Annotated in this window: 13 protein-coding genes; 6 read left to right on the top strand and 7 right to left on the bottom strand. The window is 71.8% G+C overall.

What is annotated here, in order from left to right; all coding sequences use genetic code 11:
• The first annotated feature begins 332 nt into the window (after nt 1-332).
• Together VFW66_02230 and VFW66_02235 are read left to right on the top strand one after the other, a co-directional pair.
• Nucleotides 333-584: a type II toxin-antitoxin system Phd/YefM family antitoxin gene (locus tag VFW66_02230; protein HEX5385498.1), complete on the top strand. Its 252-nt coding sequence runs from the start codon at nt 333-335 to the stop codon at nt 582-584.
• The gene (locus tag VFW66_02235) at nt 581-970 is read left to right on the top strand and encodes a type II toxin-antitoxin system VapC family toxin (GenBank protein ID HEX5385499.1); all 390 of its coding nucleotides are present in this window, start codon (nt 581-583) and stop codon (nt 968-970) included. Before VFW66_02230 ends, VFW66_02235 begins: the two co-directional genes overlap by 4 nt.
• A gap of 64 nt (nt 971-1034) precedes the next feature.
• Here the strand turns inward: VFW66_02235 and glp are convergent, their stop codons facing one another.
• Genes glp through gpmI form a run of 7 tightly spaced genes read right to left on the bottom strand, consistent with a single transcriptional unit; the run spans nt 1035 to nt 6956 of the window.
• On the bottom strand, nt 1035-2291 hold the full coding sequence (gene glp, locus VFW66_02240; GenBank protein HEX5385500.1) for a gephyrin-like molybdotransferase Glp: 1257 nt from the start codon (nt 2289-2291) through the stop codon (nt 1035-1037).
• Entirely contained in the window at nt 2288-2830 is a 543-nt protein-coding gene (mobB, locus tag VFW66_02245; GenBank protein ID HEX5385501.1) for a molybdopterin-guanine dinucleotide biosynthesis protein B, read from the bottom strand. The genes glp and mobB overlap by 4 nt, the downstream gene beginning before the upstream one ends.
• Nucleotides 2806-3495, bottom strand: a complete 690-nt coding sequence (locus VFW66_02250) for an NTP transferase domain-containing protein (GenBank protein ID HEX5385502.1) — start codon at nt 3493-3495, stop codon at nt 2806-2808. Before VFW66_02250 ends, mobB begins: the two co-directional genes overlap by 25 nt.
• Nucleotides 3408-4247, bottom strand: coding sequence for a formate dehydrogenase accessory sulfurtransferase FdhD (gene fdhD, locus VFW66_02255; GenBank protein ID HEX5385503.1), 840 nt, complete (start codon nt 4245-4247; stop codon nt 3408-3410). Before fdhD ends, VFW66_02250 begins: the two co-directional genes overlap by 88 nt.
• Nucleotides 4222-4638, bottom strand: coding sequence for a 6-carboxytetrahydropterin synthase (locus VFW66_02260; GenBank protein HEX5385504.1), 417 nt, complete (start codon nt 4636-4638; stop codon nt 4222-4224). The genes fdhD and VFW66_02260 overlap by 26 nt, the downstream gene beginning before the upstream one ends.
• A gap of 15 nt (nt 4639-4653) precedes the next feature.
• Complete coding sequence (locus VFW66_02265; protein ID HEX5385505.1) at nt 4654-5409, bottom strand: hypothetical protein; 756 nt, start codon at nt 5407-5409, stop codon at nt 4654-4656.
• Nucleotides 5403-6956, bottom strand: a complete 1554-nt coding sequence (gene gpmI, locus VFW66_02270) for a 2,3-bisphosphoglycerate-independent phosphoglycerate mutase (protein HEX5385506.1) — start codon at nt 6954-6956, stop codon at nt 5403-5405. The genes VFW66_02265 and gpmI overlap by 7 nt, the downstream gene beginning before the upstream one ends.
• Nucleotides 6957-6987: 31 nt before the next feature.
• Here gpmI and VFW66_02275 point away from each other — a divergent pair, with 31 nt between their 5' ends.
• From VFW66_02275 to VFW66_02290, 4 genes are all read left to right on the top strand, one after another.
• Nucleotides 6988-8166, top strand: coding sequence for a hypothetical protein (locus tag VFW66_02275; GenBank protein HEX5385507.1), 1179 nt, complete (start codon nt 6988-6990; stop codon nt 8164-8166).
• A gap of 10 nt (nt 8167-8176) precedes the next feature.
• Complete coding sequence (locus VFW66_02280; GenBank protein HEX5385508.1) at nt 8177-8533, top strand: hypothetical protein; 357 nt, start codon at nt 8177-8179, stop codon at nt 8531-8533.
• The gene (locus tag VFW66_02285; protein ID HEX5385509.1) at nt 8517-10004 is read left to right on the top strand and encodes an amino acid permease; all 1488 of its coding nucleotides are present in this window, start codon (nt 8517-8519) and stop codon (nt 10002-10004) included. The genes VFW66_02280 and VFW66_02285 overlap by 17 nt, the downstream gene beginning before the upstream one ends.
• A partial coding sequence (locus tag VFW66_02290) for a TonB-dependent receptor (GenBank protein ID HEX5385510.1) occupies nt 10001-11448 on the top strand: 1448 nt, incomplete at its 3' end. The genes VFW66_02285 and VFW66_02290, both read left to right, overlap by 4 nt.

Here is an 11448-nt window from a genome sequence, read left to right on the forward strand (position 1 = left end):
CTCCTCGGGTCCTCCCGGACCCAAAAACAAAAGCGAGACCTCGTCCGCTCACCCGTGGCACAATGCCTTGGCAGCTGGACGAAGGTCTCGCTCTGACGCAGGGAATGCGAGGCTCCCTGCTTCCTGCCGGACCGTGCCCGCGCCTCCCGAAAGAGGCGCGGACAGTCTTGACGATCCGGACGTCCGCCCGTGGGCGGATGAGCTACTCCCCCTCTTCGCGGGACAACACTAGCGGGGGCGAACGCCGGCGTCAACGGCGGGCGCGGCAAAGGAATACCGGACAGCGCCTGGCCCCGCTTGCACATGAGACCAACCTAGACTAGACTAGCGGCATGGAACCCATAAATATCTACGACGCCAAGACCCACCTCTCCAAGCTCGTCGATCGCGTGCAGGAGGGCGAAGAGGTTGTCATCGCCCGCCATGGCAAGCCCGTCGCGCGGCTCATCCCCTACGCGCCGCGCCGTGAGCATCGCACTCTCGGCGCGTGGTCGGGCCAGATCTGGATCGCCCCCGACTTCGACGACACGCCCGACGAGGTGATCCGCTCGTTCGAGGGAAGCGACGGGGAGGAGCCCGCCTGAGGCTTCTCCTCGACACCCATGTCGTGCTCTGGGCGCTGGGCGCGCCGAAACAGCTCGAGCCGCGCGCCCGCAAGGCCATCGAAAGCCCCGCCTCCGACGTGCTTGTGAGCGCCGTCTCCGTCTGGGAAATCGCGATCAAGGAAGGGCTCGGCAAGCTCCGGCTGCCCGGGCCTGCCGCGGAGTGGCTTCCGGACGCCTTCTCGTCCGCCGGATTCCGCACCCTCAACGTGACTCCTCACCACGCGCTCGCGGCAGGCGCGCTGCCGTCGCATCACCGCGACCCGTTCGACCGGATGCTCGCCGCCCAGGCGCTCGCCGAGGGGCTTACCCTCGTGACGCGGGACGCGCGATTCGGTGACTATGGCGTGCGCGTGCTCGCTGCCTGACGCCCGACCGCCCGACCGCCCGACCGCCTGACCGCCTGACCGCCTGACCGCCTGACCGCCTGACTCAGAACCCCGGCTCCCCCTGATCCACCGGATCATCCAGCCTTATCGCCCGTACCTCCGCCCCCGCTGGCGTCTCGAACTGCCCCTCCGGAATCACCAGCAGCGCGTTTGCCACCACCATCGACGTGAGAATCCCCGACCCCTGCGGCCCCGTGAGCCTCGCCTCCGGCCCGCTCGGCGTGTCGGTCACGACCGCGCGAAGAAAATGCTGCAACCGGGGCTTGAGCGAGATTGGCTCCGCCGCGCGCACCGTGATGCCGCGCCGGAAGGGCAGGGCGTGCCCGCTCATCTTCCGGATGGCCGGCCGCACGAACAGCTCGAACGTCACCATCGTGCTCACCGGGTTGCCCGGCAGCCCGATCCACGGAATCCCCTTGAGCAGCCCGAACCCCACCGGCGCGCCCGGCCGCATCCGGAGCTTCCAGAACCGCTGCTCCACCCCCATCTCGTCGAGCACGGCGCGGAGGTAGTCGTGCTCGCCCACGCTGATGCCGGCGGTGGTGACGAGCAGATCGCAGTCGAGCGCGCGCGAAAGATGCTCGCGCATGCTCTCCGGCGTGTCCCGCGCGATGCCGAGGTTGACCGGCTCGCCGCCGGCGCGGCGGACGAGCGCCACGAGCGTGTGAGTGTTGCTGCTCGCCGTCTTGCGTCCGCTCAGGATCGCCTCGGGCTGGTCCACGTCGACGATCTCGTCGCCGCTCCCGAGAATGGCCACCCGCGGGCGGCGATAGACCAGCGGGTTCGCCACCGCGAGCGACGCGAGCACGCCGAGCTCCGCGGGGCCGAGCGCCGTGCCCTCGCGGAGCACCGTCTGGCCCCGCCGGATGTCCTCGCCCGCGCGGCGGAAGTTGATGCCGACGTCGCGGTCGCGCATGATGGTGACGACCTGCGCACCCTGGTCGGTGTCTTCCTGGCGGATGACGCTATCGGCGCCTTCGGGGAGCGGCGCACCGGTAAAGATGCGCGCGCACTCGCCGGCGCCCACCGCGCGGGTGGGAAACGCGCCGGCCGGGAGCGCCTCGATCACGCGGAGCCGCACCGGTGCCGCTTCGCTCGCGCCGCGCACGTCGGCGCCGCGCGCCGCGTAGCCGTCCATCGCCGAGTTGGTCCATGCGGGAATGTCGAGCGGGCTCACGACGTCCTCGGCCAGCACGCTGTCCAGCGCGTCGTCGAGCGGCACGCGGAGCGCGGGCTGGCGGTGGACGTCGGCGAGGATCCGGACCGCCGCCTCGGTGGCGGCTAGCGGCGCCGGGTTCACAACCGCTCGGCCCTCTCCCAGGCGACGTTCGTGAGCGTAGTGAGCCAGCTCGTGTCCTGGAAGCGGAGCACCGCGCAGCGCGCGGCGCGAATGGCGGGGTTGTCGGTGTCGACATTGTCCACCACGAGCGCGATCCACTCGCCCGCGTTCGGCGCGGCCGGGTCGAAGATCGGGTGCGCCGCCGCCGCGCTCCGGAATACTTCGATCTTGGGGAGCGCGGCGCGCTTGTATCCCTCGCAGAGCACGATGTCGGCGCCCTGCATGTAGCGCTGCGCGAGCGCCTCCGGGTCGTACTCGTCGGGCGCCCGCTCGAAGAGCACGCGGGTCTCGGGCGAGGCGAGCAGCGTGCGCTCGGCCCTTCCAAGATTGAAGTGGCGCCAACTGTCGCTGCCCGCGCGGTCCGCGTCCGCCGGATGGTGCCCGTGCTTGATCGTCATCACCCGGTGCCCGCGGTGCGTAAGCTCGCGCGCGAGCGCCACGGTGAGCGTGGTTTTGCCCGCGTTCTTGCGGCCGATCACCGAGAGGATCCGAGTCGCCACAGCGCGTCCGCCTCTGTCAGGTCGCCGGCGGTGTTGACATTGAAAAAGAGCCGCTCGGGATCGCCCGTCGCCCGCACCGCCTCCGGCGGCATCGTGCCCACCCGCACGTCGCGATGGAAACCGATTGCTCTGAGGTCGCCGCGGTCGAGGCTCGCCGCGATCGCCGCGGCGCAGGCCGGCCCGTACGCTGCGCAGAGCGGCTCCACGCCGCGCCGGCCGCCGCTCTCGGGCAGGTACGCGTCGTACTTGCCGAGCCCCGCCGCGAGCGCGCGCACCAGCTCGGCCGTGACGAACGGCATGTCCCACGCGACGCAGACGACCGGCGCCGGCGCGGCGACGACCGCGGTGTAGATCCCGCCGAGCGAGCCGAGGCCGGGGCGCACGTCGGCCGTGACCCGGAGTCCCGCGCGCCACGTGTCCGCCTCGGGCGCGTTCGCCACGAGCAGCGGCTCCTCGCCGAGCGCGTCGACGAAGGTCCCGACCAGACGATCCAAAATCCGCGCGCCGCCCACAACCTCGAGCCCCTTCGCCCGCCCCCCAAACCGCGTTGCCCCTCCACCCGCGAGAATGGCCCCCTTCAACTGTCCGCCTGTCCGTCTGTCCGCCCGTCCGCCTGTCCCTCGGTCCGCCCGTCCGCCCGTCCGCCCGTCCGCCCGCTCTCCCACACCTGCGGCTCGCCGCTCACCGCGCGCCCCACGAGCACCATCCCGGTGCGCCGCGCGATCTCCACCGCGAGCGTCGAGGGCACCGACGGCGTCGCCACCCACGCGATCCCCGCGCGCGCCGCCTTGAACGCGAGCTCGGCCGAGATGCGTCCGGTGACGAGCAGCCCGAGCCCCGCGACCTTGCGCTCGGCGATGAGCGCCGCGCCGATCGCCTTGTCCACCGCGTTGTGCCGCCCGATGTCCTCGGCGTGCGAGATCAGCGCGTCGCCATCGATGAGCGCCGCCGCGTGGATGCCGCCGGTGTCCTTGTATCGCTCGCCTCGGGCAAAGAGCTGCTTGAACGCGGCGCGGAGCCGCTCGAGCGCGGGCGCCTCGCCGCGCGTGGGGCTCGCGGCAACCGTCGCGGGGTCGGCGAGAAAGGTGGCCACCGCACCGCACCCCGACGCAAGCACCGGCCTTCGCGCCTCCGCCCGCACCGCGTCGGCCTTTGCTTCGGGCACGTCGGCCCAGAAGCCCAGGTCGGTAGCGCACGGCCGGAGCCGCACCTCGCTCGCGCTGTCGACGTAGCCTTCGCCGTGCAGCCAGCCCACCGCCAGCTCCTCGAGCAGGTCGGGCGTGCACATCCACGTCACCGCCTGCCGCCCGTTCACCTCGAGCCAGACGGCGGTTTCCTCCACCGCCGCGTGCGCCGACATCCGGCCGCCGCGCTTGGCCGGACGCGCGAGCTCAGGGGAGTCCGGTGCAGTCGGCATGGAGCGTCGGGTCCTCGCTCACGCGCACCCGCTCGAGCCGGACGCCCGCGGGCAGGCGGGCGGAAATGCGCTGGTAGAAATACTCGGCCAGCGCTTCGCAGGTGGGGAGGGTATCGGCAAAGGCGGGAAGATCGCGGTTCAGGTACTTGCCCTCGCACGGCTCGAACACTTCTTCGCGCAGAATGCCGTCGAGCGCGGCGAGGTCGACCAGCAGATCGGGCGGAGCATCGGGTGCGCCGCGTACGGTGACGGCGCACTGATAGTCGTGGCCGTGCCCCGGCTCATCCGAGAGCGGCCCGAACTCCGCGCGATTCCGCTCGGGCGTCCATTCGGGGCGGTACATCCGGTGGCGGGCGAAGAAGCTCACGGTGCGGGTGAGGGTGGTCGGCATCGGCGGCGCCGCGGCTCAGAACGTGTAGCCGAGCCCCGCCTGGAACCAGGGCGACATGGTCCATTCGCTCTGGCGCACGTCGGCGAGGACCGGTGTGGGATTCATGCGGAAGTTAGCCGGATAGCTGAGCTTCCACAAAACCGCGCGGGCCTCGCCACGCAGGTGCAGCCGCCGCGTCACGAAGATCCTCACACCGGCGTTCGGCGCGAAGAAAAACCTGTTGCCGAACTTGAAGCCGCTCGTGTCGGCCGGCGTCTTCTCGGAGAACGCGCCGCCGAGCGTGATCGCGCCGAACGGCGCCAGCCGGTGCCACGTCTTTCCGCCGGTGAGGTTGAGCTGGATGTCGAGCTCGGCGAACATCACCTTCTGGTCGATCGGGCCGCTCACCCGCTGGGCGACGGGCTGGAACGGATCGATCAGCAGCCGGTCGAACGTGCCGCGCGACAACCCGATCCCGAACTGCACCGCCTTCGCGGTGCGGATGTCGAACCGGAGGCCGTACGTCGTCGCGTTGTGCGGGCCCACGCCCACCTCGCCGCCGCCCCCGCCGAAGTGGCCCACGAGCAAGGTGAACGAGTTGCCGTTGGGGAAGTCGTGGTAGGGCGAGTGGCCGGGCGCGTGGCCCACCTGCGCGCGCGCCGCGGCCGGCACGCCGATCGCCACGAGCGCGGCGAGCGCGAATGCAGCCGGCCCGTGCCGCGCCCGCGCACGCCGCGCCCGCGCCCGCCGCGCCCCTGCCCGCCGCGCCCGCGCAGCCACCCGCGTCAGCATTGCCTCAAATCCCGCCCCGTCATCTCCCGCGGCGGCTCGACGCCGAGCAGGCCGAGCACCGTGGGCGCCACGTCGCGGAGCGCGCCGCCCGGGCGGAGCGTGGCGCAGTCACCGCGCACCGCGACGATCGGCACGGGATTGGTCGTGTGGGCGGTGTGCACGCCGCCGGTCGTGGGGTCGATCATCGTCTCGCAGTTGCCATGGTCGGCGGTGATGAGGACGCTGGCGCCGGCGGCTTCCGCACTCGTGAGCACGCGGGCGAGGCACTGGTCCACCGTCTCGACCGCCTTCACCACCGCCGGCAGCACGCCGGTGTGGCCCACCATGTCGGCGTTGGCGTAGTTGCACAGGAGAAAGTCGTGATCGCCCTTGACGAGCGCGCGGCAGAGCGCGTCGGTGACGCCGGCCGCGCTCATCTCGGGTGCCAGGTCGTACGTCGCCACCCGCTGCGATGGGATGAGGCAGCGGTCCTCGCCCTTGTAGGGCGGCTCGAAGCCGCCGTTGAAGAAGTAGGTCACGTGGGGATACTTCTCCGTCTCCGCGGTGCGCAACTGCGTCATCCCGCGGTCCGCCAGCACCTCCGCCAGAATGCGCGCGAGGGTGAACGGCGGGAACGCCTGCGGGATCTCGAACGTCTGGTCGTACTGCGTCATCGTGACGCACTCGACGTCGGGCCGCTCCCCCACGTCGAAGCCGTCGAAGCCGCGCACGCAGAGCGCCGCCACGATCTGGCGCATCCGGTCGCTGCGATAGTTGAAGAAGAAGATGCCGTCGCCATCGCGAACCCGCGCCACCGGCTCGCCGTTCCGCACGTGGATGAGCGGCTTGATGAACTCGTCGGTCTCGTGCCGCTGGTAGGCGGCCTGCACCGCGAGCACCGGATGGGTGATCGGCTGCCCCACGCCGTGCGCGATCGCCTCGTACGCCACCCTGGTGCGCTCCCAGCGCCGGTCGCGGTCCATGCCGTAGTACCGGCCGGTGAGCGTGGCGATGTCGATCTTGTCGCCGGCGATGCTCCGCATGTCGCGCAGCAGCGTGCGGACGACCTCCGCGCCGAGCGTCGGTGCCGAGTCGCGGCCGTCGAGGAAACCATGGATCGCGATCTGCGGCACCCGCTGCCGCACGCCCAGCTCGACGGCGGCGAGCAAGTGCCGGTCGAGCGCGTGCACGCCGCCGGGCCCGAGCAGCCCCACGAGGTGCAGCGTGCCGCCGGTGGCCCGGACGGAGGCGCAGAGCTCGGTGAGCGCCCCGATCGAGTAGAACTCGCCGCTCGCGATGCTCTGGGAGATGCGCACCAAGTCCTGCGGCACCACGCGCCCGGCGCCCAGGTTGAGGTGCCCGACCTCGCTGTTGCCCATCTGGCCCTTCGGAAGTCCGACGGCAAGGCCGCTGGCGTCGAGCAGCGTGCGCGGGCACTCGGCCCAGAGCCGGTGCCACACGGGCGTGTTTGACAGTTCGATTGCGTTGCCTTCGCGCTCGGCCCGGTAGCCCCAGCCGTCGAGCACGACGAGCACCACCGGGCGGCCGCGGGCGCTTCGGTTTGACATGGGTCTCCGCGTGTCGCTACAATGCCCAACGGTGACTCAAGCGCCGCAATCTAGTCCCGCCCTCCGCCGGCTACCAGCCTGCGCGCTCGCGTTCGGCCTCGTGTGTGCGGCATCGCTGGCGCCCGCGCTCGCGCCGCGCCTTTCCGCGCAGCAGCGTTCCGTCGCGCGCGACGGCACGCCCCTGCTGCGCTCCGCGGACGGCGGCACGCTCGCCACGCTCGAGGGGGGCGCCGAGCTCAGCACGGGCAAGTCGCACCGCGGCCTCACCGAGGTGACGCTCGACGGCTGGATCTGGAGCAAGTCGGTCGATCGCACCCGGCGCGACGGCTTCGACGTGATCGTCACCGCCGACGGTGGCGAGAACCTGCGCGACGGGCCCAACGGCGCGCTCGTGGCTCGGCTCGAGAAAGGCATGCTGCTCGACCGGCGCGGCGCCCGCGGCAACTGGGTGCACGTGCGCCGCTCCGGCTGGGTCTCGAGCAAGGCGCTCGGCGACGGCGAGGTCGAGACCGCCGCGCTGGAGGAGAAGAAGGAAAAGGCGGCGCAGAATCCGGCGCCCGATCCGAAAGCGCAGCAGCCGGCCAAGCCGAAGCGCGTGGCAGCCCGCTCGCGCACAGCATCCACCGCATCGAGTGATTCGACGGCCCCGGCGGCTGCACCGGCCGCCTCCGCATCCGGCGCCTCCGCCGCCGGCCCTTCCGCCATCGAGATCGCCCGCTCCGCCGAGCTGCTCGCCCGCCCCGACGGCGATACGATCGGCACCGCCGCTCCGGGCGCCACCGGCCGGGTGCTCGCGCGCGCGGGCGACTGGGTGCGGGTGCAGCTCGAGGGCTGGGTGCACGAGGCGGACGTCCGCCCGTCGTCGGGCGGCACGCTCTTGGGCGTGACGGCGGCCGAGCTGCGCGCCGAGCCGGATCGCTACGTGGGCCAGACGCTCGAGTGGCGTGTCCAGTTCATCGCGATCCAGACGGCCGACGAGTTGCGCACCGAGCTGCCGCCCGGCCAGCCCTATCTCCTCACCCGCGGCCCGCTCCCTGAGTCGGGATTCGTTTACGTCATCGTTCCGCGCGACCAGCTCGCGCAGTTCAAGTCGCTCCCCGCGCTCCAGGAGCTGGTGCTCCGGGTGACGGTGCGCGCGGCCCACACCAAGTTTCTCGCGACGCCGGTCGTCGAGCTGGCCTCAGTGGTGAGCGGCACGCCCGGCAAGTAGCTTTACGGCCATGAACGACCTGCTCCGCCAACGGATCCTCCGGGCCCTCGACACGCTCGGCGACGAGCGCGCCTACCAGGTGCTCGACTACATCGAGTTTCTCTCCAGCCGGTACGCCGAACGCGCTCGGCCGGGCGGCTTCCTCGCCCGGATCACCGACACCGTGGAGGACACCATGCGGGCGGGCAAGCTCCCGATCCAGGCGATCAGCGGCACGATGGGACTCATGGACGGCGCGGCCAGGATCATGCGCGGCCTCGCCGCGGCGGGGCAGGCGGTGGTGGACGAGGCCATCGGTCCGCACGACGACTCTCCGGAGATCACACCACCGACGCGTCCCGACGAGCCGCATGGCCGCGCCGGCTGAGGTCCTGCCCGGCACGCCCGAGCCGGGCGAAGCCCAGTTCATCCGCGGCATCGGGCCGCTCGCCGCCATTTCGCTCGTCGTGGGCTCGATGGTGGGCTCCGGCATCTTCATCGTCTCCGCCGACATCAGCCGCCAGGTCAACGCGCTCGGCCCCGCCGGGCTTTTGATTGTATGGGCGGTGACGGGCGTCGTCACCATTATCGGCGCGCTGGCGTACGCCGAGCTCGCCGCGATGATGCCGAACGCGGGCGGGCAGTACGTCTTCCTGCGCGAGGGCCTGGCGCCCTCGGCCGGATTTCTCTACGGCTGGACGCTCTTCACCGTCATCCAGAGCGGCACGATTGCCGCCGTCGCCGTCGCCTTTGCGCGCTTCCTGGGCGTGCTGATTCCGAGCCTCACGCCCGACGTCTTTCTCCATCTGGGATCGTTCCGCATGCCCGGCGCCGAGGGCGCCGTGCAGCTCGGCCTCTCGCCGCAGCGGGTGGTGGCGCTCCTCATGGTGGCGGCGCTCACCTGGGTCAACATCCGCGGCGTGCGCCTCGGTGCCGCGATCCAGACGGTGTTCACCATCGCCAAGGTCGGCGCGCTCGTCGCGCTCATCCTGCTCGGCATCACGATCTTCCGCCGGCCCGAGGTGGCGGCGATCAACTTCGGCAGTTTCTGGGGGACGGGCGACTGGACGCTCGCCGTGGTGCCGGTGATCGGCGCGGCGATGGTGGGCTCGCTCTTCTCGAGCGACGCGTGGAACAACGTGACGTTTGCCGCGGCGGAGGTGCGGGACGCGCGCAAGAATCTTCCGCTGGCGCTCGCGGCCGGCACCATCATCGTCACCGTGCTCTACCTCTCGGCCAACGTCGCGTATCTCAGCGTGCTGCCCTTCGCGGGCGAGCCGCACGGCGCCGACGCCATCGCGCGCGGCATCCAGTACGCCACGCAGGACCGCGTCGCCACCGCGGCGATGGAGGTGATGCTCGGCGCGGCGGGCGCGTCGATCATGGCGGTCGCGATCCTCATCTCGACCTTCGGCTGCAACAACGGGCTCATCCTCGCCGGCCCCCGGGTGTACTGGGCGATGGCGCGCGACAAGCTCTTCTTCCGCCCCGCCGGCGTGCTGCACCCGGAGTACCGCACGCCCGTGTTCGGGCTCATCGCGCAGGCCGTGTGGACGATGGTGCTCTGCGTGAGCGGCACCTACAGCGAGCTGCTCAATTACGTGATCTTCGCGGCGCTCATCTTCTATCTGCTCACCGCGGTCGCGCTCTTCCGCCTGCGCCGCCTCCGGCCCGACCTGCCCAGGCCGGTGAAGGCCTTCGGCTATCCGGTGCTGCCGGCGCTCTACATCGTGGCGATCGCGTTCCTGCTCGTGGTGCTGCTGGTGGACCCGCAGCAGCGGCTCTACTCCGCGGTGGGCCTGCTGATCGTGGCGCTCGGCGTGCCAGTGTACGCGGTGTGGCGGCGGGCGGCGCGATGAGCGCGGGGCGCGCGGCCGCCCGGCTGTTCGGGGGCGCGGCCGCGTGGCTGTTGGGGCGGATGCGGCTCGCGCGTCGATTCATTGTTGCCGTTGTGGCGCTGGTTGCGGGGGCCGTCGCGGCGCCGGCCGCGGCCCGCGCGCAGGTCCCCGACACCGCGCGGGACACGCTCGCCGCCGACAGCGCCCGCGCCCACCACGCTCCGCTGCTCCTTCCGGGTCTCGTCGTCACCGCGAATCGCGTCTCCGAATCCGCCGATCGCCCGGCGGCGACGGTGCACGTCCTCTCGCGCGAGCAGATCGAGACCAGCCCCGCGCGCACCACCGACGACCTGTTGCGCGAGATGCCGGGCATCGAGCTGCCGCGCACCTCGAGCACGGTGTCGGGGCCGGAAGAAATTGTGTCGATCCGCGGCGCCGACGAGGGCCGCACGCTGGTGCTGCTCGACGGCGTGCCGCTCAACGACCCCTGGGGCGAGTGGATCCAGTGGAACCGCGCGCCGCGCTTCCAGCTCGACCGGGTGGAGGTGCTGGAGGGCGGCGGGTCGAGTCTCTACGGCAACTACGCGATGGGCGGGGTGATCTCGCTCTTCAGCGCGCCGATTGCGGAGCAGGGCTATCACCTGCTCGCGAGCGGCGGCAGCCGGAGCGCGTTTGACGGCTCGCTCTACGGCACCGACGTTTTCGGCCGGCTCGGCGTCTCTGTCGCGGGCGACTACGGCCGCGGCGGCGGTTACACGGTGCTGGCGCCCGACGAGCGTGGTCCCATCGATCAGCCGAGCGCGGTGGAGCGCGGCAACGTGAACGCGCGGGCGGAGTACACGTTGGGCGGCGGGAGCAGCGTCTTCGCGAGCGCCGGCTACTTCGGCGACGACCGGAGCCTCGGCACGCCGCTCACCGAGCCCAACCAGCGGCACATCTGGAGCGGTGTTGCGGGTGCGACGGTGAACAATGTGCTCGGCGGGCGAGTCGAGCTGCGCGGGTTTGGGCAGAGCCAGCACTACGACAGCCGAGCGTCGCGGGTGAATGCGGAGCGCACGAGCGAGTCGCCGCTCGTGGCGCAGTTCATCCCGAGCCACGATCTGGGCGGCTCGGTGCGCTGGTCGCGCCCGGCGGGCGTGTTCGAGCTGGTGGCGGCGGGCGCGGACTTCCGGCACATGGTGGGGCGCCTGGACGAGCAGGTGTACGGCTCGGGCGCCACGGTGAGCGGCACGCGCACCTCGGGTGGCACGCAGGAGGTGGGCGGTGTGTACGTGCAGGGGGTGCTCGCGCCGGTGGAGCGGCTCCGGATCGAGGCGAGTGCGCGCATCGATGCGTGGCGGAGCCACGACGGCAGCCGGGTGGACGCCACATCGGGCTCGCCGGTGGTGATCAATTATCCCGACAAGAGCAACTCGGCGTTCGCGCCGCGGCTTGGGGTGCGGTACCAGGTGCTGCCGACGCTCGC

It is taken from the genome of Gemmatimonadales bacterium (assembly GCA_036279355.1).
Classification (GTDB): Bacteria; Gemmatimonadota; Gemmatimonadetes; order Gemmatimonadales; family GWC2-71-9; genus DASQPE01.

Coding starts and splice junctions, on each gene's coding strand:
- VFW66_02230 (HEX5385498.1), top strand. CDS start 333: ATGGAACCCATAAATATCTACGACGCCAAGACCCACCTCTCCAAGCTC.
- fdhD (HEX5385503.1), bottom strand. CDS start 4,247: ATGCCGACTGCACCGGACTCCCCTGAGCTCGCGCGTCCGGCCAAGCGC.
- VFW66_02260 (HEX5385504.1), bottom strand. CDS start 4,638: ATGCCGACCACCCTCACCCGCACCGTGAGCTTCTTCGCCCGCCACCGG.
- VFW66_02265 (HEX5385505.1), bottom strand. CDS start 5,409: ATGCTGACGCGGGTGGCTGCGCGGGCGCGGCGGGCAGGGGCGCGGCGG.
- gpmI (HEX5385506.1), bottom strand. CDS start 6,956: ATGTCAAACCGAAGCGCCCGCGGCCGCCCGGTGGTGCTCGTCGTGCTC.
- VFW66_02280 (HEX5385508.1), top strand. CDS start 8,177: ATGAACGACCTGCTCCGCCAACGGATCCTCCGGGCCCTCGACACGCTC.
- VFW66_02285 (HEX5385509.1), top strand. CDS start 8,517: ATGGCCGCGCCGGCTGAGGTCCTGCCCGGCACGCCCGAGCCGGGCGAA.